Genomic DNA, 19,165 nt, shown 5'->3' with positions numbered 1-19,165 from the left:
TGACCTGCAGGTCAATGCCGTAATCATCGGCGGCGACGGCCTGTCGAACACCGAGTTCTGGAACATCGGCACGGATGCTGCCGCCGGCACCATCTTCACCAACGCCGTCGACGCCACCAAGAGCCCCGACTCCAAGGCCGCCGCCGACGCACTGAAGGCCAAGGGCATCCCGGCCGAAGCCTTCACGCTGAACGCCTACGCCGCAGTCGAAGTCATCAAGGCCGGCATCGAGAAGGCGAAAAGTGCTGAAGATTCCGAAGCCGTCGCAACGGCACTGAAGGCCGGCGAGCCGATCTCGACCGCCATCGGCAAGCTCACCTACGGCGAGACCGGCGACCTGACCTCGCAGAGCTTCTCCCTCTACAAGTGGGAAGACGGCAAGATCGTCTCCGCCGAATAATTCGGCTCGCCTTTGCGATCAAATACAGACCGGGCGCCCTCGCGGGCGCCCGGTTTTCGTTTGCGGATCTTTCGAAATGGCTTTCGCCGCAGCCGGCCTCGATCAGGCCTGGAAGAATTTCAGGAGATCGGCGTTGATGATGTCGGCATGCGTGGTCGCCATGCCGTGCGGCAGGCCGTCATAGGTCTTCAGCGTGCCGTTTTTCAGAAGCTTCGCGGCAAGCAGGGCCGAGTCGGCGATCGGCACGATCTGGTCATCCGTGCCATGCATGACCAGAACCGGAACCTTGATCTTCTTGAGGTCTTCGGTGAAATCGGTTTCGGAAAACACCTCGACGCAATCATACTGATCCTTGGCGCTGCCCATCATCCCCTGCCGCCACCAATTGTCGATCACGCCCTGCGAGACCTTGGCGCCCGGCCGGTTGAAGCCGTAGAACGGGCCTTCGGGGATATCGCGATAGAACTGCGCGCGGTTGGCGGCAATTGACGTGCGGAAGCCATCGAACACTTCAAGCGGCAGGCCGCCCGGGTTCTTGTCGGACTTCAGCATGACAGGCGGGATCGCGCCGATCAGCACCGCCTTGGCAATCCGGCCCCGGCTCTCGTAGTTGCCGACATAACGCGTGACTTCACCGCCACCCGTCGAATGGCCAACATGGATGGCATTCTTGAGATCCAGATGTTCAGCAAGCTCGGCGACATCGGCCGCGTAGGTATCCATGTCGTTTCCGTGGCCCGGCTGGCTGGAGCGGCCGTGGCCGCGACGGTCATGGGCGATCACCCGGTAGCCCTTGCCGAGGAAGTAGAGCATCTGTGCATCCCAGTCGTCGGCGCTGAGCGGCCAGCCGTGATGGAACACGATCGGCTGACCGGTGCCCCAATCCTTGTAGAAGATCTGCGTGCCGTCCTTGGTGGTGATGTAGCTGCTGGTCATGGCGTTCTTGTCCTTACCTGTCGAATGAGCGGTCTTCTGGTTGGCGGCTGCGGAATGCTTGTGGCTCGCGGCTTCAGCCGAATTGGTGAAGGAGGCGGCAGCGGCCGTCGCGACGAGGCCGAGCCCTGCGACCATAACATGCCGTCTTGAGGCATTTTGGATGTCGTCAGTCATGTTCATCTCCATTTGTTTTCGCGATAATCAATATTGCGATACACACATTCATAGCACCTCAGATTTTCCTGTCTACGAAAAAGATTATCGCGATATCATTTTTATGGTAATGATGTCCGCACAGACAGATGGAGCCTCGGCATGACCGACCAGATACACGCTTCCCATATGGGCTCTGCCAAGCCCCCCGCCTCCGGCGCCACCACTCCGCCGCTGGACGACCAGCTATGCTTCTCGCTCTATGCGGCAAGCCTCGCCATCAACCGCACCTACAAGCCGATGCTGGACGAGATGGGCATCACCTATCCGCAATATCTGGTGTTGAACGTGCTGGGCGAGCAGGATGGCGCCACGATCGGCGCCATCGCCGACCGGCTGTCGCTGGAATCGAGCACCATCACCCCGCCGGTCAAGCGGCTGGAGCAGGCAGGCCTCCTCGAACGTCGCCGCTCGACGCTGGACGAACGCCAGGTGAATGTCTTCCTGACATCAGCGGGCCGCGACATGCTCGCCCGCAGCAAATGTCTCGGCGACACACTGCTCAGCCGCTCCGGCATGACCTTGACCGAGATCGAAGCCTTGAATGAGCAGATCCACACGCTGATCGGCGCCCTCGGCAAGACCGAATAGAGGCAACCCTGACCGACCCCGGAACGCGATGAGCCCCTGCGACGGCATGGACGAGGACAAGACCGATCCGCGCCTTCCCATGCAGCGCCCGCCTCTCTAGAGTGGCCACCCAACGACACCGAACCAGAGAGCCCCATGACCGAAAGACTAGAACGCCTCATCGACCAGGGAACCGGCCGCGAACCGGCCGATATCGTGCTCAAGGGCGGGCGGTTTTTCGATCTGGTGACGGGCGAACTGGTGCAATCCGACATCGCCATCTCGGGCGAGACCATCGTCGGCACCTGCGGCGATTACAACGGCAAGACCGAGATCGACATATCCGGCAAGATCGTCGTCCCCGGCTTCATCGACACGCATCTGCACATCGAAAGCTCGCTCGTCACCCCCCACGAGTTCGACCGCTGCGTGCTCCCCTATGGCGTCACGACCGTGATCTGCGACCCGCACGAGATCGCCAACGTGCTCGGCGCCGAAGGCATCCGCTATTTCCTGGAGTCGGCCGAACAAACCATCATGGACATCCGCGTCCAACTCTCCTCCTGCGTGCCCGCCACGCATCTGGAAACCTCCGGCGCCGACCTGCCGATCGAAAAGCTCCTGCCCTTCCGCGACCATGAGAAGGTCATCGGGCTTGCCGAATTCATGAATTTCCCCGGCGTGATCCACAAGGATCCCGTCTGCATGGCAAAGTTGGCTGCGTTCCAAGGCGACCACATCGACGGCCACGCCCCGCTTCTCTCGGGCAATGATCTGAACGGCTACCTCGCAGCCGGCATCCGCACCGAGCACGAATGCACGAGCGCCGAAGAGGCGCTGGAGAAGATCCGCAAGGGCATGCACATCCTGGTCCGCGAAGGCTCCGTCTCCAAGGATCTGATGGCGCTGATGCCGATCATAACGGAGCGCCTGTCGCCGCATCTGGCGCTCTGCACCGACGACCGCAATCCGCTCGATATCGCCGAGCAGGGCCACCTCGACTACATGATCCGCACCGCGATCAAAAACGGTGTCGAGCCGCTCGCCATCTATCGCGCCGCCTCGATCTCCGCCGCCCGCGCCTTCGGTCTCAGGGACCGGGGCCTCGTCGCCCCCGGCTGGCGCGCCGATCTCGCGATCCTCGACAGCCTGGAAAACTGCAAGGCCGAAATGGTCTTCTCCGCCGGCCGCAAGGTCACCTCGAAGCTCTTCGAAACCCGCAAGCCCATTGCCCCCGTCGGCCTCGACAGTGTCAAGGCGCGAACGGTCAACACCGCTGATTTCGGCGTACCTGTCGCTGATGGCGAAACACCCGTCATCGGCGTCATGCCGGGCAAGATCATCACCGAACACCGCCGCTACCGCCTCCCCGTCAAGGGCAACCAGGCGGCCGTCGATCTCGACAACGACATCATCAAGGTCGCCGTCATCGAGCGCCATGGCAAGAACGGCAACCACGCCAACGGCTTCGTCCAGGGCTTCGGCCTAAAAAAGGGCGCGATCGCCTCGACTGTCGGCCATGACAGCCACAACATCTGCGTCGTCGGCGTCTCGGAAGACGACATGGCCATGGCCGCCAACCGGCTCGGCGAGATCAAGGGCGGCTTCGTCGTCGTCGAGGATGGCAAGGTCACCGGCGAAATCCCGCTGCCCATCGCCGGCCTGATGAGCCTGGAGCCCTACGAGACCGTCCGCGATACGCTGCACGACCTCAGAAAAGCCGCCTACGCCCTCGGCACGACCCTAGAAGAACCCTTCCTCCAGGTCGCCTTCCTGCCGCTGCCGGTTATCCCGCATCTGAAGATATCGGACATGGGCATGGTGGATGTCGATCAGTTCAGGCTGATCTGACATCCACGCGGAAAGAAGACCACCTTCCGGTTCAGGCTGCTGCCCGCACCGGCGTGTCGAGCCTTGACCAGATCCGCGCCACGGTTTCCGGCTCGCAATCGAGACCGAAGAGATCACGCAGGGAGGTCGCCAGCTCGTCGGCCGATCCGATCTGCAGGCTCTTCGTTCCCTGCGCGCCCGAGCGCCGGAGGCCACGGTTCATCAAAGCCACATCGGCATCCGGCAGGCGGATGCTCATCATCAGGTTGTCGCGAAACGGCAGCGCCGCCCAGACGGTGCAAAGCTGGTTGGCGCCTTCGAGATCGGCCTGCGTAAACGGGCTTTCATCGAAGCCGAAGAGCGGGAACCATCCGTCCGGCCCCTGCCATTCCAGCACCAGCTCGCCGGTTGCCGTGTCGTCCCGCAGGCGAAAGGTCATGCCGCCGATTAGCTGTTCGCCGGGCCGGATGGCAACCGGATCACGCGGTCCCGGCCCGCCGAAGCCTGCATCCGCCAGCCACTCCTCCCCGCCGATGGTCACGATCCAGGCGAGATGCGCCCTGATGCCGCCGACCGGCGCGCCCATGCGCACCCGCCCGAGGATCGGCCGCGCCTCGAACCCGAGATGCTTCAGCGCCTCGCCGAACAGCCAGTTGAGCTGGAAGCAATATCCCCCGCGCTTCTTCTCGACGAGTTGGTTCCAGATATCGGCGGGCTGCAGGCTCGGAACCCGGCCGAGAAACGGGTCGATGCTTTCGAATGCAATGGTGGCAAGCTGCGCCCGCTGCAGGGCGGTGAGCCCGGCCGGCGTGATGTCGATGTCCTTGAGGCCAATCCGCCTCGCATATTGGTCGAAGTCAAACATGTCCTGATCCCTCATCTGGTGTGACACCAAGCTTGTACCGTCGCCCATTTGCCGCCGCTCCCTAAAAGTTTGCTAACGGCGCAGCCCCTCGCTTATGCTGGCGGCGGGGACATCTGGGGGATCGGTCGGGTGCGTTTCGATGAGGAAATCGCCGGTTTCATTGCCGGCCCTGTCATGATGATCGTCGGCACCAGCGATAGTGCCAACCAGCCCGATGTCGGCCGCGGCGTCGGCTGCCGCGTCCTGCCGCGTGGCGAAACCATCGAAGTCTTGATCTCCGGTTGGCAGTGGCCGGATACGCTCGCCAACATAATCGAGACCGGCCAAGCCGCCTTCACCTTCGTGCGCCCGTCCGATTATCGCTCGCTGCAGCTAAAGGGCAGCGCCAGCCTGCGCGCCGCCACCGAAGACGACCACGCGCTCTGCGAGCGCTATATCGCCGGCGTCACCGCAGCACTCGCCGAGCAGGGCGTTCCCTCGTCGATGATCGAGGTCTGGCTGACATCCCGCGATCTCGCCACCGCCATACTCGATGTCCGCACCATCTCCATCAAGACGCCCGGCAGCAGCGCCGGCGCGCTGATCGGAGCGCCCGCATGAAGGAGATCCCACTGCGGCTACGCGATATGGAAACCTTCTTCGAGGGCATCGTCCCCTCGATCATCGCCACGTCCTCGGCAGACGGCATTCCCAATGTCTCCTACCTCTCGCATGTCGTGCTGGTGGACGACGAGCGCGTCGGCCTCTCCAACCAGTTTTTCAACACGACCATGGCAAATCTCGCGGAAAACCCGAAGGCGGCCATATTGCTGGTCGATGGCGCCCGTGGCGGCCAGTGCCGGTTGCGCGCGGTTTATGAGAAGACCGTCTTCGACGGTCCGCTGTTCAGCCGCGTTTCGACCCAACTCGATGCGACGAGCGCGCAGGTCGGCATGGCCGGCATCATGCGGCTTCGCGGCGTCGATATCTTCCGGGTGGTCGATATCACGATCTACCCCTCGCCCGTGGCAGCCCCGATCGAGCCGGTCGCGCGCGAACCGCTGCTCGAGGCAACCGCCAGCCTCGCCATGACACTCGCCCACCTTCCCGCCCATATCGACACCGCCCTTGACGCGACGCTGGAATGGATGCGCGACACGCTTGAATGCGATCAGACCGTCGTGTTTCTCGCCGACGAAAACAGCGGCCAGCTCGCGACGGCGGGCAGCCTGGGCTACGAGCGATCGGGCGTCGGCTCCGAGATCGCCTTCGGAGACGGCGTCTTCGGCAGTGCCGCCCGTGAGCGGGATATCGTCAAGATCAGCGATCTCAGCCGGGCGCGACGCTACAGCGCCGCGGTCAAAGCATCGGCCGAGAATGAAAATCTGACCCGCACCATCGCCCCGCCGATGGATGCCGAGACCATGAGCCAAATTGCCGTGCCGATGATCTCAGGCGGTCACCTCATCGGCGTTCTCGGCGCCGAAAGCCGCCGAAGGCTTGCCTTTACGGCAGTGCAGGAGGCAGCGCTGACGCTTGCGGCCCAGCATCTGGCCGGTGTCATCGCCCTGTCGCAGGCATTGCCGGAAGACCAGAAGCCGACGCCATCAGGGCAGCCGCGGGGGAAGAACACCCACCGGATCGAAATCCGCTACTACGCCTTCGACGACAGCATCTTCATTGCCGACGAATACATCATCAAGGGCATTGCCGGCCGGCTGCTGAACCACATGCTGCGCGCCCATGTGGAGAGCGGCCGTACCGGTTTCGCCAACCGTGAACTGCGCCTCTGCACATCGCTCAGGCTTCCCGAATTCAAGGACAACCTTGAGACCCGGCTTCTCCTCCTGCGCCGCCGCCTCGCCGACAAGACCTCGCCCATCCAGCTGGTGCCGACCGGGCGCGGACAGTTTTCGCTGACCTTCGACGGACAGCCTGTCTTCGTCGAGGAAACGACGTTGGACGGGGATTAGCCAAGCCGCGCGCAGAAGCCATCCAGCGCGTTCAACATCACCACACCCTTTTCGATGCGCGAAACGAAGCCCGGCATCTCCAGCCGCTCGCCAAGCACCATCCCCGCAGGCAAGCCAAACGACGCCGGCTCCCGTGTGAGATTGAACACAAACAGAAGCGTCTCGCCCTCTTTCTTCCGGGTAAACACCAGCAGATCCTGGTTGGTGTCGAGGAAGGTCATCGCCCCGTCGATCAGCGCCGGATGCTTTTTGCGGAAGGCCAGCGTGTCGCGGTAGTGGGTGAGCACCGAATGCGCATCGCCTTCCTGAACATCGACCGAGAGCGCCGCCTGCTCATAGGGCACCGGCAGCCAGGATTTTTCGGCCGTGGTGAAGCCGGCATGCGCCTTGGCCGCTTCCCAGGGCATCGGCGTGCGGCATCCGTCGCGGCCCTTGAAGGCCGGCCAGAAGCGGATGCCGTAGGGGTCGCGCAGATCCTCGAAGGCGAGATCGGCTTCCGGCAGGCCGAGTTCCTCGCCCTGGTAGAGGCAGATCGAGCCGCGCAACGCTGCAAGTACCGAGATCGCCAGCTTGGCGACGACAGGCCGCTCCTCCACTGTCTTGGCGAAGCGGCTGAGATGGCGGTTGACGTCGTGGTTGGAGAAGGCCCAGCAGACCCACCCATCGGCCACGGATTTCTGGAAGGCATCGACGCAGTTGCGGATATGGGCGGCGGTGAACTCCGGCCCCAGGAGATCGAAGGTGTAGCACATGTGCAGCTTGTCGCCGCCGGTGGTATAGGCCGCGACCGTCTTCAGCGAGCGCGCCCCATCGCCCACCTCGCCGACAGTCGTTCGCCCCTCATAGCGGTCGAGCAGCGCGCGAAAACGCTGCAGGAAGCCGATATTTTCGGGCTGCGTCTTGTCGTAGAGATGGTTCTGCATGCCGTAAGGGTTGGTGTCAGGCGCATCCAGCCCGCCATCGCTGGTATCGGGCTCGTGCGGAGGGTTGTCGCGCAGAAGCTTGTCGCAGAAATAGTAATTGACCGTGTCCAGCCGGAAGCCGTCGACCCCACGGTCGAGCCAGAATTTAACGGTCTTCAAAAGCGCGTCCTGCACATCCGCGTTGTGGAAGTTGAGATCCGGCTGCGAGGTAAGAAAATTGTGCTGGTAATATTGCCGGCGCACGCCGTCCCATTCCCAGCCCGGCCCACCGAAGATCGACAGCCAGTTGTTCGGCGCCGTTCCATCCGGCTTCGGATCGGCCCAGACATACCAGTCGGCCTTGTCGTTGGTGCGGCTGGAGCGGCTTTCGACGAACCATGGGTGCACATCCGCCGTATGCGAGATCACCTGGTCGATGATCACTTTCAGCCCCAGCGCATGCGCGGCCACCATCATCTCGTCGAAATCGGCGATCGTCCCGAAGATCGGGTCCACGTCGCAGTAATCCGAGACATCATAGCCCATGTCGGCCATAGGCGACTTGAAGAAGGGTGAGAGCCAGATCGCGTCGACGCCGAGGCTGGCAATATAGGGCAGACGCCTCGTGATCCCTTTGAGGTCCCCTAGCCCGTCGCCATTCGTATCCTGAAACGATCTCGGATAGACCTGATAGACAACAGCACCCCGCCACCAGTCCGCATTCCCGCCCGTCTGCACCGCCATCTGCCGCATATCCTCGCCATGTTCCTGTCCATGCCGAGACTAAAGCGCAGAAAGCAAAAGACAACCGCGCTCACGTCTTTTTGCGCGCCAGTTGCCGGAACACCGGTCAGCCCGCTGGCATCGCGCGAGCCGGACTCGCCATATCGGGCCAATCCGCGCTTGTAAGTGCGGCGCGCGGCGCGTATCAGCGAAGACGGAGCATCTGGGAGGCAGGCAGTGGGCGGACGTTTTCTATCGATCGGTGAGTGCATGGTGGAGCTGTCGCAGGCCGGCGCCGGGCTGCTGCGCAAGGGCTTTGCCGGCGATACGCTGAACACCGCCTGGTATGCCCGCGCCTGTCTTGATCGAGACTGGTCGGTCGATTACTGCACCGCGCTCGGCGACGATGCCATGTCCGACGAGATGGTCGCCTTCTTCGCTGACGCCGGCATCGGCACGCAGAGCATTCGCCGCATCAAGGGCAAGGCGCCCGGCCTCTACATGATCAGCCTGAAGGACGGCGAACGCTCCTTCAGCTACTGGCGCGACAACTCCGCCGCCCGCCAGCTCGCCGCCGATGCCGACTTCCTGCGCCAGGCGATCGAAGGCGCCGACGTCGTCTATTTCTCCGGCATCACGCTCGCCATCCTCTCGCGCGACGACGCCGACACGCTGCTCTCCGAGGCACGCCGCGCCAAGGCATCCGGCAAGCTCGTCGCCTTCGACCCCAACATCCGCCCGCGCCTGTGGTCGGGCTATGACGAGATGCACGCGACCATCAGCGAAGGCGCGCGCGCCGCATCGATGGTGCTGCCGAGCTTCGAGGACGAGGCCCTGCACTTCGGCGACGTCTCGATCGAGGCGACCATCCACCGCTACCGCGCGCTTGGCGTCCGCGACGTCGTCGTCAAGAACGGCGCCGACGGCATAACGCTCGACTTCGACGGCGAAGAAACCTTCGTGCCCTCAGAGCGGGTCGAGCAGGTCGTCGACACGACAAGCGCCGGCGACAGCTTCAACGGCGCCTTCATCGCCCACTACCTGGAAACCCGGGACGCCCCCGCATCCGCCCGCTTCGCCGCCAAGGTCGCGGCCCGGGTTGTCAGCGAGCATGGGGCGCTGGTAGCGAAGGATAAGCTTGGGGTTTGAGTGGGTTTACAAAAGCGGAATGATTTTTGCCAAGACTTTGACGACCTTGGCGGCCACCTCCACCGCCTTAACTAGCTCGGCTATCTCCTCGGAGAGAACCTCCAATCTCTGCCTTGATCGCGCCATGGTATCCGTGAGTGCCACGTAGTCCTTCGAACTCGTCTTGAGCTTTGCAGCGGTCAGTGCGTCCAGTTCGGCCTTGAAAACGTTGGCCTCGTCGATGCATCGAGCAGCCGCATCGCCATCGACAGCGTTGCCGCTGGCCTCTGTCATTGTCAGCATGCCATTCAAGATACGATCATATGCGGTCCTGTAGCTGGTCATGGTCATCCCTTCGCGGATAGAAACGGTTCGACTGCCGCCTGCAACTCTTTTGCCGCTTCGATGAAGCGTTCCAGGGTCAGCGGGTTTGGCTTGTTCTCCGCCAACTCCTTGTGCGCGGTCACAAAGTTATCGAGCAGCGTTTCGTAGCGAGGCTTTTCTCCCGAATCGGCAGGCAGGAAGGGCGCGACGGCGGCGTCCATTTCCTGTCGATCCTTCAAGAGTTCCCGATAGGCACGGTAGCGTGTCCCCGTATCAGCCGGGCTATGGGAAGTAGGCGCGCCGTGGATTTTTTCGAGCGCAACGGCCTGTTGCGCCTGCCATGTCTTGTGCGTCGCGGCGATATTGTCGGCCATCACTGCAAAATCCGCCGCCAGCAGAGGTCTTCCCTTCACAATCGACGGATGAGCCTTCTCGACGATCGTCTGTATCCGCCGATATTGCATCTCGGTGATGGCCTTGCGTGCCGCAAGTAGTGTGGCGTCTGAAACCGGGCCGAAGTTGCTCGTCTTGGCGGAAGCAGGAATAGCGCCATCGATCGCCTTCTGCAGGTTGCCGAGCGCTGTTCCGAGATCGTCACCGGCAACGCCGGTCGCTGCCTTCGCCAAGGCAGAGCCGTAATCGGCCAGCGCCTGCGCAAAGGCAACACGTCGGTTCCATTCCTTGTCCACATCGGAAGGCTCGATCTTTGGTGGCGGAAACGCGTAGGGCGCATCGCCCAATGAAAACTTGTAGGCTTGCTGCTCCAAATAGTAGCGCTCATCCATCGTCCGCCGCATCGCGCCGGTACTCTTGGCGGCATCCGCAACCGCCGCCGTCGCCACCCCGAACTTCTGAATATCAGTCGCATCCACACTGGCGCAGCCGGCCAAAGCCGTGGCCGCCAGCAACGCCAGCACCCGCAATCGTTTCAACATGGATTGTTCCCCTAACTGCAGCTAGGGATAGCACATTTCCGATTGCAAACAACAAACCGAACACAACCCAAGATCACAGCTGCGGTTGCATCAAGCTGCACCCGCCCGCCTGTAATATTTCCATCATCGACCGCAGCGAGAATATGAGCGCGGGAATCGATTATCCGGCGCCCGCCCGGAGCGGTGCGCCGATGGCGCGGATGGAAGTCGGATCATGTTGCAACGCCTGCAAAATGCCAGCGATGGCGAAAACGCCGCCGCCTTGCCGATGGGCAAGCCGGAGCGGCTGGTCATCGTCACGGATGCCTGGCATCCGCAGGTCAACGGCGTCGTCCGCTCGATCGAAAACACCAACCGCGAACTCGCGAAGATCGGCGTCGAGGTGGCGATGGTGACGCCGCAGGCGTTCCGCAACATCCCCTGCCCCACCTATCCCGAAATCCGCCTGTCGATCGCCCGCTACCGCAGCGTCGCCCGCGAAATCGCCAGGCACAAGCCGTCCTACGTCCATATCGCCACCGAGGGTCCGCTGGGGCTGACGGCGCGGCGTTGGTGCCTGAAGAACCGCATGCCCTTCTCCACCAGCTACCACACCCGCTTTCCCGAATATGTCGCCGCCCGGCTCCCCATCCCGAAGAGCTGGCTCTACGCCTTCGTCAAGTGGTTCCACAATTCCGGCGCCGGCTGCATGGTGGCGACGCCCTCGCTTGCGCGCGAGCTCTCCGAAAAGGGCATCCGCAACCTGATGCCCTGGAGCCGCGGCATCGACGCCAACCAGTTCCACCCGGCCGAGCTTGAGGAAAAGCCCTTCGGCCTTTCCCGCCCGATCTTCATGACGGTCGGCCGGGTGGCGCTGGAAAAGAACCTGCCGGCCTTTCTCGATCTCGATCTTCCCGGCTCGAAGGTCGTCGTCGGGGATGGCCCGGCCCGCGCCGAGCTCGAGAAACGCTATCCGGATGTGCATTTCACCGGCCTGAAGGTCGGCCCGGAACTGGCGGCGATCTATGCCCAGGCCGATGTCTTCGTCTTCCCGTCGCTGACCGACACCTTCGGCAACACCATCCTCGAGGCGCTGGCCTCCGGCGTCCCCGTCGCCGCCTACCCGGTCACCGGCCCGCTCGATATCATCGGCGAAGATAGCGAGGTCGGCGCGCTCGACGACGACCTGCGTATCGCCTGCCTCGCGGCGCTCTCCTCCTCGCGAGAAAAGGCCCGCGAGCTCGCCGTCCAATATTCCTGGGAAGCGGCAACGCTGCAGTTCATCACCAACATCCGCGCCGCCAACGGGGTGATCACCCCGAAGTGGAAGAAAGCCTGGCAATACGCCAAGTCGCTGCCGCGCAACAAGCGCCTCGGCGATGGCGACGCGGCGACGATGGTGTGAAGTGTTTCCCTAGGCCTTAGGGATACTCACTGCGCTGGATACGGCGGCCTCGGCACGACGACCACCCCATACGCGTCGGCGTTGGTCAGGCGCGACGCCTGCCTCAAACTCCCTCATCCTCGCCCTTGTGGCGGGGATCCAGCCGACGCGCGTCCGCGCGGCGAAGTGACCCTTCTTCTACGCAACACCGCAGCAGGTTATTCACGGCGCGGACGCGCCGTGGCTGGATCCCTGTGACAAGCACAGGGATGAGGGTGGAGAGGTTGGCGGCCAAGAGCTTTCGCTGCTCTCAAAAGGACAACTCCCCCTACTCCGCAGCCCCCACCACCTGGCGCCCCCGCTCACCTGGCAGCGGCGGAAACGCCAGCGCGATCGTGGCAGCACCCAGCCCCACCAGCGCCGAGCCGATGAACAGCCAGGAGTAATTGGCGAAGTGATCGAAGATCCAGCCGCCGATCAGCGGGCCGAAGGCCATGCCGAGGCTGGAGAGCATGGTGGCGGCGCCGAAGACGGTGCCGATGATCTTCTGCCCGAAATATTCGCGCGCCAAGACTGCGTAGAGCGGCATGACGCCGCCATAGGCGCTGCCGAAGATCACCGCCAGTGCGTAGAATTCGCCAAGCCGGCTGACGAAGAGATAGCCCATCAGGGCAATCGCCTGGATGAGCAGCCCGCCGACGATGACGGGCTTGACGCCGACGCGATCGGCAAGCGAACCGTAGATCAACCGGCCGCCCAGCCCCGCCAGCCCCTCGACGCTGTAGATGCTGACAGCCGCCATCGGCGCCACGCCGCAGATCGTCGCGTAGCTCACCATATGGAAGATCGGCCCGGAGTGGGCGGCGCAGCAAGCGAAGAACGTCAGCCCGAGCACGATGAACTGCGGCGAGTGGAACACGTCGGCGAGCCGCGCATTCCCCCGCTCTGCAGGCAATGAGCCCGCAGCCGTCGCGCCATTCGGCGATGCCGCGCCAAGGTCATCCTCTGCGCTCTCTGGCGCGCGTCGCACCAGCAGTGCGGCCGGAAGCAACAGCACCCAGGCGCCGATGCCGATGATGAGCATCGCGGTGCGCCAGTCATAGGCAGAGATCAGGAAGCGGGCGAAGGGCGAGATGGTCATCGGCGCCACGCCCATGCCGGCCGAGACCAGCGAGACGGCAAGCCCGCGATGTTCGTCGAACCATGCGGTGGTCGCCGCAATCATCGGCGCGAAGAAGGTGCTGGCGGCGATGCCGACGAGAATGCCGTAGGTCAGCTGGAATTGCAGGAGCGTCACCGCCCGGCTGGAAAGCACCAGCGCCAGCCCGAGCAATGCGGCGCCCACAAGCACCACGGCGCGCGGCCCGAACCGGTCGCTCGCGGCCCCCCAGACGAAGCCGCCGATCCCCATGACGATGAAATTGAGCGTCATCGCGCTGGCGATGCCGATATGCGACCAGCCGGTGTCGAGCGCGATCGGCTCCTGGAAGATCGCCAGCGAAAACATCGCCCCGAGCGCGACGCAGGTCATCAGCGCCCCCGCCGCCACGATCACCCACCGATAGGACCCCTGATGCGAATGGCTCATCATCGTGCACCTCCCTGTGCGAACCGATCTGGCGCGGATGCCCTATAAAAGACGATCCATGCCCTCCCCATCAAGACGTCGGACATCGGCCGCATCCGACAGCCTGTCACATAATTTTCAAGAATTGCCCGTCCGGCGCGCAGCCCCGGCGGCCTTTATACCAAAAATGGTCATACATATTAAATCAGGATTATTAGACAAACACAGGTCGGCGTGAGATTCTTTGCATGTAGAATCAGGGCGCGACATGGCTGACGAACGTTATCTATATGATTCGAAGTCGCACAAGGCGGTCATGTACCAGGCCGGCGAACACCTGTTTTCGCTATCCGGAAGTAAAGCCGAGCACTGGATATCGGGAGACTACATCTTTTCCATGGAGACCCAGGCGATAAGCTTCTGGATTCTTGGAAACGACATCTACGGCCACGTCGGCAACGGCGAACTGACCCGCGAGCCGGTTTATTACTTCGACGGCTGAGACAGCCCATCTTCATCGCCAAGGAAGCGGAGTGCGGGCGCAGCCTTGGCTGCACCCGACATGTCACTTTGCCAGCTACCAGGCCAAGCTGCTACTTGGCAGGCTGCGGCTTGCGTCGTCCGCCGCTCTTGGATTCGTACGGATTGTCCTTCTCGCGATACATGATCCGGATCGGCACGCCGGGCATGTTGAAATCCGTGCGCAGGCTGTTGACCAGATAGCGCGTGTAGGATTCCGGCAGCGCATCGGCGCGCGTGCACGAGATCATGAAGGCCGGCGGGCGGGCCTTGACCTGGGTCATGTACTTCAGCTTCAGGCGGCGGCCGGAGACGGCCGGTGGCGGATGCTGCGTCGTGATCGAATCCAGCCAGCGGTTCAGCTTGGCGGTCGAGATGCGGCGGTTCCACGTCATGTCGGTGTCGATGATCGACTGCATCAGCTTGTCGAGGCCGCGGCCGGTCTGGCCGGAGATCGGCACGGCGCGGATGCCGCGCGCCTGCGGCAAAAGCCGCTCGGTCTTCTCACGCAGGTCCGCCAGAAGCGCCTGCGGCTCGTCGATCAGGTCCCACTTGTTGAAGGCGAGAACGGCGGCGCGTCCCTCGCGAACCACGAGGTCGACCAGCTGCAGGTCCTGCTTCTCGAAGGGAATGGTCGCGTCGAAGACGATGACCACGGTTTCCGCGAAACGGATGGAGCGCAAGGAATCGGCGACCGACAGCTTCTCGAGCTTCTCGGTGACGCGCGCCTTGCGGCGCATACCCGCCGTGTCGAACATCTTGATGGTGCGGCCGTTCCAGTCCCACTCGACGGAAATGCTGTCGCGGGTAATGCCGGCCTCGGGGCCGGTAAGCAACCGGTCCTCGCCGAGGAAGCGGTTGATCAGCGTCGACTTGCCGGCATTCGGGCGGCCGATGATCGCTACGCGCAGCGGCTTGGTGTCGTCATATTCCGGCTCGTAATCCTCGTCCTCTTCCATCTCGTGAGGAAGATTGACGTTGGTCTCGGCGATGTCTTCCTTCGGCGGATAGGCGCGATCCTCGCCGACCGCTTCGACGATCGCGTCGCGCAGGTCGAGCATGCCCTGCCCGTGCTCGGCCGAGATCGGCACCGGTTCGCCGAGGCCGAGCGTATAGGCGTCGTAGAAACCGCCGTCGGAGCCCTTGGCTTCCGACTTGTTGGCGACGAGAACGACCGGCTTGCCGCGACGGCGCAGCATCTCGGCCAGTTCCTTGTCGACAGGCGTCAGGCCGAACTTGGCGTCGACCACGAAGAGCGAGATGTCGGCCTCGTCGATCGCCGCTTCCGTCTGGGCGCGCATGCGGCCCTGCAGGCTCTCGGCCTCGGCCTTTTCCAGACCGGCGGTATCGATGATGGTGAAGGTCAGCCCCATCAGGCGCGCGTCGCCGGGGCGGCGGTCGCGGGTGACGCCGGGCGTGTCGTCGACAAGCGCCAGCTTCTTTCCGACCAGCCGGTTGAAAAGCGTCGACTTGCCGACATTCGGGCGACCGACGATCGCGACCGTAAAGCTCATTGAAATACCCTAAACTCAGCCCTGTGCGGCGGGCGCCTTGCCGGATGCGGTGATGTTATCAAGCATCATCTGGGCGCGATTGGCAACATTGCGCGGTGACTGCGCATCGTCGGCGATCGCCTGGTACCACTGGCGGGCCTGAGCCATGTTGCCGGCCTTGTAGGCGGCAAGGCCGAGCGCTTCGCGAGCGGAGTGGCGGAATGCGTTGGTCGGAACGGCCATTTCCTCGACCTGGGCCGAGACCTGCTCATAGGTGCCGTTTTCGATCAGGAGCCATGCGGCGCGCATCTTGGCGGCATCGCGGATCGGCGCCGGCGCCTTGGCGTCCTTGCCGATCACGTCGAAGGCGGCGATGGCGCCCGTCGCGTCACCCTTCTGGGCAAGCACGGAGGCGGCGCGCAGGCGCGCCAGGATCGGATAGTCGCCGTGACCTTCCTTCTCGAGCTTCTCGAGCGCTGTCAGCGCCTCGTCGCTCTTGTTCTCGTCGGCAAGCTTCATGGCGGCGATGAACTGGTCGCCGGTGCCCGACGACTGGTTGTTGTCCCAATACTGGAACACCTTGTAGCCGACCGTGCCGAGAACGATGAGGACGGCCAGCACGATCAGGTAGCGGCCGAAACGCTGCCACGCACCCTTCATCTGGTCCGAACGCAGTTCCTCATTGACCTCACGAATGAAGCTATCGTCGTTGAATGCCATTCTCGTCTCCGGCAGCGGATATGCAAAATCATGCGGGTTGCACGCACATTGTCGGGCCTTCTACCCCATTTTGCATCCGTTGTAAGGGGGATGTGAAAGAATCGTTACATCACAAGCGGAGAAACGCCGATCACCAGTTCGTGCAGCTTGAACAGGATGACCGCCCAGAGCACCGCGCCGATGACCACTGCATAGAGATCATACTTGGCCGAGACGAAAACCGGCAGCGTGATTTCCCCATTGCGCAGCCGCTGCTTCATCGAGATCCTGAGCAGCACCGCCCAGGCAAGAAACGCCACAAACAGCACGATCGCCTCCGGCTCGCCATTGGCGAGAAGATGCGACAGCGCCCAGATCTTGATCGCCACCAGAAGCGGAAACTTCAGCTTGGCGCGGATATGCCCGGCGGGCAGGAAGCCCGCCACCAGACAGATCATCGCGATCAGCATCAGGGTCAGCGTGATATGCGCCATCCAGATCGGCGGATTGTAGAGCGTGCCATACATGCCGCGCGCCTGATCGAAGGCATAGGCGAGGAACAGCAACGTCACGATGCTGAGGATGCCGTGGACGGCGCCCCATAAAGGCTTGCCGAGCTTGTCGATCATCGACCGGCGGAAATCGGGAACGATGACGCGGATCAGGTGAAGGCCGATGAAGAGGATGAGGCTCAAGATGAGAAGCTGCATCGCTAAATTCCTGTTTTGACTATGAGACAGGCTTATCGTCGTGAGCAGGAAAATGCCAGCGGCACCGCAGCTTCGCCTCAATTCTGTAACAGAAAAGCCCGAAATAAATTGTCGCGGTGCCCATGTCTACTTTGATCTCTCGTTCCTGTCTTTCCCTTTCGCTTGCCCTCTCGCTGCTCGCGCCGGCCATTGCCCCAGCGCTCGCCCAGACCGCCGACGGCGCCGCAAACGCCAACCCGGCGACCAAGCCGAAGCAGCTGGTAATGATCTCCTTCGACGGCGCCCACGACAACGCGCTGTGGCAGAAGAGCCGCGAGATGGCGGCGAAGAACGGCGCGCATTTCACCTATTTCCTCTCCTGCACCTTCCTGATGAACAAGGAGATGAAGAAGGCCTACCAGGCGCCGCACCAGAAGCCCGGCCGCTCCAACATCGGCTTTGCCCAGAGCGACGACGAGATCCGCGAGCGCCTCGGCAACATCTGGCATGCCCACCTCGAAGGCCACGACATCTCCAGCCACGCCTGCGGCCATTTCGACGGCCGCCAGTGGAGCGAGGCCGACTGGTCGGACGAATACGCCACCTTCCACCGGACGCTGAAGAACGCCTGGAAGGGCGTCGGTCTGGAAGAGCCGAAGGGCTGGCAGGATCTGGTCGACCACGGCATCCACGGTTTTCGCGCCCCTTATCTGTCGGCGACCGCTGGCTCGGACATGATCGCCGCCGAAAAGAAGGCCGGCTTCACCTATGACGCCAGCCTCGTCACCAAGGGTCCGGCCATGCCGGTCGAGGAAGGCGGCATCATCCGCTTCGGCCTGCCCTTGATCCCCGAGGGCCCGCGCGACCGCCCGATCGTCGGCATGGACTACAACCTCTTCGTCCGCCACTCCAAGGGCGAGGAAGACAAGGCCGACAGCAAGGAATTCGAAGACCGCGCCTACGCCGCCTTTTCCCGCGCCTTCGACAAGCAATATGCCGGCGACCGCATTCCGCTGCAGCTGGGCTTCCACTTCGTCGAGATGAACGGCGGCGCCTACTGGCGGGCGCTCGACCGGCTGGTGAGCGATGTCTGCCATCGGGCTGATGTGGCCTGTGTGAGCTATTCGCAGGCGATCCCTGTGATCAAGGCACGCGGCAAGCTGCAGGGGACGCCGGCTTCGGGGTTGTGATTTCTGCCTTGCGTGCGATCTCGGTGAACGCCATCTGACGCTCGCGCTGGCCTGCCGGCGAGCGTTTTACCGTGTGATACCCCCCTCTGCCCTGCCGGGCATCTCCCCCACAAGTGGGGAGATTGGCTGGGCGCAGCCGCTCGCTGCTACCTCGACGTTTGGCGAAAACCTATCCGCGAGTCGATCTCCCCCCTTGTGGGGGAGATGTCCGGCAGGACAGAGGGGGGTATGGCTCTGCGCCGACATCAGCCGGAGCGACCAACCCTCCCCATACCACCACCCCACCTCACGGGCACAACCACCCACCCCACAAAACAAATCCCTCAACCCGCTCAACACCCTAACCCCGTCATCGCACTTTCCTCATCCCCACCCCGCACCACTCCGCCACACTCCCCTCGTCACCGCACTGGGAGCCGGGTCGCGAACCGGATGCTCAGCCGCTCAAAGTCCGGCGTGTGGTGATGGTTGCCAAGGGGATTAGACGCCGTCAGGGCCGATGATCCACCGGCAAGACCGATCCGAGAGACGCTCCTGTCGGGTCGGGCGAACCGGAAACCGAGGTGATCGGGCAGGCGGACAGCCTGACACTTATACCACCGACAACAAACCGCCTGCCCTTCCCGTTTCATGACGCCGACCGTCGCGAGGTTTTGCTTCGCGCGCGGTTTTGGCGTGCGTGGAGGGTGGGATGGTGGCTGGCGTTCTGCCGTGTGATACCCCCCTCTGCCCTGCCGGGCATCTCCCCCACAGGTGGGGAGATTGGCTGGGCTCATCCGCTCGCTCCACGCTCATTGTTTGGTTGGGGAGCAAGCCACGAGTCGATCTCCCCCCTTGTGGGGGAGATGTCCGGCAGGACAGAGGGGG

At 63.1% G+C, this 19,165-nt stretch carries 18 protein-coding genes; 9 read left to right on the top strand and 9 right to left on the bottom strand.

Annotated elements, in window-relative coordinates:
• Positions 1-400: ABC transporter substrate-binding protein (locus B3605_RS03050; RefSeq protein ID WP_296432200.1), on the top strand; the 400-nt coding region annotated here is incomplete at its 5' end.
• Between the two features lie 102 nt (positions 401-502).
• On the opposite strand, the gene B3605_RS03045 is transcribed toward B3605_RS03050, so the two are convergent.
• On the bottom strand, positions 503-1,336 hold the full coding sequence (locus B3605_RS03045; RefSeq protein ID WP_111563013.1) for an alpha/beta fold hydrolase: 834 nt from the start codon (positions 1,334-1,336) through the stop codon (positions 503-505).
• Positions 1,337-1,678: 342 nt separating this feature from the next.
• Between B3605_RS03045 and B3605_RS03040 the strand changes: the two genes are divergently transcribed.
• Both B3605_RS03040 and ade read left to right on the top strand, forming a co-directional pair.
• The gene (locus B3605_RS03040) at positions 1,679-2,140 is read left to right on the top strand and encodes a MarR family winged helix-turn-helix transcriptional regulator (protein ID WP_112942972.1); all 462 of its coding nucleotides are present in this window, start codon (positions 1,679-1,681) and stop codon (positions 2,138-2,140) included.
• A 135-nt stretch (positions 2,141-2,275) separates the two neighbouring features.
• Positions 2,276-3,970, top strand: coding sequence for an adenine deaminase (ade, locus tag B3605_RS03035; RefSeq protein WP_112973827.1), 1,695 nt, complete (start codon positions 2,276-2,278; stop codon positions 3,968-3,970).
• Positions 3,971-4,001: 31 nt separating this feature from the next.
• On the opposite strand, the gene B3605_RS03030 is transcribed toward ade, so the two are convergent.
• Positions 4,002-4,814 (bottom strand): arylamine N-acetyltransferase family protein, encoded by an 813-nt coding sequence (locus B3605_RS03030; RefSeq protein ID WP_162725228.1) that lies wholly within the window; start codon positions 4,812-4,814, stop codon positions 4,002-4,004.
• A gap of 129 nt (positions 4,815-4,943) precedes the next feature.
• On the opposite strand from B3605_RS03030, the gene B3605_RS03025 reads away from it, so the two are divergent.
• Entirely contained in the window at positions 4,944-5,414 is a 471-nt protein-coding gene (locus B3605_RS03025) for a pyridoxamine 5'-phosphate oxidase family protein (protein ID WP_112942954.1), read from the top strand.
• Positions 5,411-6,766 carry a GAF domain-containing protein gene (locus tag B3605_RS03020; protein ID WP_112942953.1) on the top strand — a complete coding sequence of 452 codons (1,356 nt, stop codon included), beginning with the start codon at positions 5,411-5,413 and terminating at the stop codon, positions 6,764-6,766. Before B3605_RS03025 ends, B3605_RS03020 begins: the two co-directional genes overlap by 4 nt.
• Here B3605_RS03020 and B3605_RS03015 read toward each other — a convergent pair.
• Entirely contained in the window at positions 6,763-8,412 is a 1,650-nt protein-coding gene (locus tag B3605_RS03015; protein WP_112942971.1) for an alpha-glucosidase family protein, read from the bottom strand. The two genes, B3605_RS03020 and B3605_RS03015, sit on opposite strands and share 4 nt — an antisense overlap.
• Before the next feature lie 216 nt (positions 8,413-8,628).
• Here B3605_RS03015 and B3605_RS03010 point away from each other — a divergent pair, with 216 nt between their 5' ends.
• Entirely contained in the window at positions 8,629-9,540 is a 912-nt protein-coding gene (locus B3605_RS03010; protein ID WP_112942952.1) for a sugar kinase, read from the top strand.
• A 6-nt stretch (positions 9,541-9,546) separates the two neighbouring features.
• Here the strand turns inward: B3605_RS03010 and B3605_RS03005 are convergent, their stop codons facing one another.
• Both B3605_RS03005 and B3605_RS03000 read right to left on the bottom strand, forming a co-directional pair.
• Positions 9,547-9,864: a hypothetical protein gene (locus B3605_RS03005; protein WP_113168744.1), complete on the bottom strand. Its 318-nt coding sequence runs from the start codon at positions 9,862-9,864 to the stop codon at positions 9,547-9,549.
• 2 nt (positions 9,865-9,866) lie between these two features.
• Positions 9,867-10,778, bottom strand: a complete 912-nt coding sequence (locus tag B3605_RS03000; protein ID WP_112942950.1) for a hypothetical protein — start codon at positions 10,776-10,778, stop codon at positions 9,867-9,869.
• A 214-nt stretch (positions 10,779-10,992) separates the two neighbouring features.
• Between B3605_RS03000 and B3605_RS02995 the strand changes: the two genes are divergently transcribed.
• Positions 10,993-12,162 (top strand): glycosyltransferase family 4 protein, encoded by a 1,170-nt coding sequence (locus B3605_RS02995; RefSeq protein WP_112942949.1) that lies wholly within the window; start codon positions 10,993-10,995, stop codon positions 12,160-12,162.
• Positions 12,163-12,469: 307 nt separating this feature from the next.
• On the opposite strand, the gene B3605_RS02990 is transcribed toward B3605_RS02995, so the two are convergent.
• Positions 12,470-13,732 (bottom strand): MFS transporter, encoded by a 1,263-nt coding sequence (locus B3605_RS02990; RefSeq protein WP_112942948.1) that lies wholly within the window; start codon positions 13,730-13,732, stop codon positions 12,470-12,472.
• 244 nt (positions 13,733-13,976) lie between these two features.
• On the opposite strand from B3605_RS02990, the gene B3605_RS02985 reads away from it, so the two are divergent.
• Complete coding sequence (locus tag B3605_RS02985) at positions 13,977-14,210, top strand: hypothetical protein (RefSeq protein ID WP_112942947.1); 234 nt, start codon at positions 13,977-13,979, stop codon at positions 14,208-14,210.
• A 91-nt stretch (positions 14,211-14,301) separates the two neighbouring features.
• On the opposite strand, the gene der is transcribed toward B3605_RS02985, so the two are convergent.
• The 3 genes from der to B3605_RS02970 form a co-directional block, all read right to left on the bottom strand.
• Positions 14,302-15,741, bottom strand: coding sequence for a ribosome biogenesis GTPase Der (gene der, locus B3605_RS02980; protein WP_047506246.1), 1,440 nt, complete (start codon positions 15,739-15,741; stop codon positions 14,302-14,304).
• Between the two features lie 15 nt (positions 15,742-15,756).
• On the bottom strand, positions 15,757-16,440 hold the full coding sequence (locus B3605_RS02975; RefSeq protein ID WP_018897296.1) for a tetratricopeptide repeat protein: 684 nt from the start codon (positions 16,438-16,440) through the stop codon (positions 15,757-15,759).
• Between the two features lie 104 nt (positions 16,441-16,544).
• Positions 16,545-17,129: an NnrU family protein gene (locus tag B3605_RS02970; protein WP_112942946.1), complete on the bottom strand. Its 585-nt coding sequence runs from the start codon at positions 17,127-17,129 to the stop codon at positions 16,545-16,547.
• A 122-nt stretch (positions 17,130-17,251) separates the two neighbouring features.
• Here B3605_RS02970 and B3605_RS02965 point away from each other — a divergent pair, with 122 nt between their 5' ends.
• Positions 17,252-18,298 (top strand): polysaccharide deacetylase, encoded by a 1,047-nt coding sequence (locus tag B3605_RS02965; RefSeq protein WP_112942945.1) that lies wholly within the window; start codon positions 17,252-17,254, stop codon positions 18,296-18,298.
• Positions 18,299-19,165 lie beyond the last annotated feature (867 nt).

It is taken from the genome of Rhizobium sp. UBA1881 (assembly GCF_002338015.1).
Taxonomy (GTDB): domain Bacteria; phylum Pseudomonadota; class Alphaproteobacteria; order Rhizobiales; family Rhizobiaceae; genus Rhizobium.
Note: the sequence above shows the minus strand (reverse complement) of the source record. Positions and strands in the feature narration are given on the sequence as shown.

Coding starts and splice junctions, on each gene's coding strand:
- B3605_RS03045 (WP_111563013.1), bottom strand. CDS start 1,336: ATGACCAGCAGCTACATCACCACCAAGGACGGCACGCAGATCTTCTAC.
- B3605_RS03040 (WP_112942972.1), top strand. CDS start 1,679: ATGGGCTCTGCCAAGCCCCCCGCCTCCGGCGCCACCACTCCGCCGCTG.
- ade (WP_112973827.1), top strand. CDS start 2,276: ATGACCGAAAGACTAGAACGCCTCATCGACCAGGGAACCGGCCGCGAA.
- B3605_RS03030 (WP_162725228.1), bottom strand. CDS start 4,814: ATGTTTGACTTCGACCAATATGCGAGGCGGATTGGCCTCAAGGACATC.
- B3605_RS03020 (WP_112942953.1), top strand. CDS start 5,411: ATGAAGGAGATCCCACTGCGGCTACGCGATATGGAAACCTTCTTCGAG.
- B3605_RS03015 (WP_112942971.1), bottom strand. CDS start 8,412: ATGGCGGTGCAGACGGGCGGGAATGCGGACTGGTGGCGGGGTGCTGTT.
- B3605_RS03005 (WP_113168744.1), bottom strand. CDS start 9,864: ATGACCAGCTACAGGACCGCATATGATCGTATCTTGAATGGCATGCTG.
- B3605_RS03000 (WP_112942950.1), bottom strand. CDS start 10,778: ATGTTGAAACGATTGCGGGTGCTGGCGTTGCTGGCGGCCACGGCTTTG.
- B3605_RS02995 (WP_112942949.1), top strand. CDS start 10,993: ATGTTGCAACGCCTGCAAAATGCCAGCGATGGCGAAAACGCCGCCGCC.
- B3605_RS02990 (WP_112942948.1), bottom strand. CDS start 13,732: ATGATGAGCCATTCGCATCAGGGGTCCTATCGGTGGGTGATCGTGGCG.
- B3605_RS02985 (WP_112942947.1), top strand. CDS start 13,977: ATGGCTGACGAACGTTATCTATATGATTCGAAGTCGCACAAGGCGGTC.
- der (WP_047506246.1), bottom strand. CDS start 15,741: ATGAGCTTTACGGTCGCGATCGTCGGTCGCCCGAATGTCGGCAAGTCG.
- B3605_RS02975 (WP_018897296.1), bottom strand. CDS start 16,440: ATGGCATTCAACGACGATAGCTTCATTCGTGAGGTCAATGAGGAACTG.
- B3605_RS02970 (WP_112942946.1), bottom strand. CDS start 17,129: ATGCAGCTTCTCATCTTGAGCCTCATCCTCTTCATCGGCCTTCACCTG.
- B3605_RS02965 (WP_112942945.1), top strand. CDS start 17,252: ATGTCTACTTTGATCTCTCGTTCCTGTCTTTCCCTTTCGCTTGCCCTC.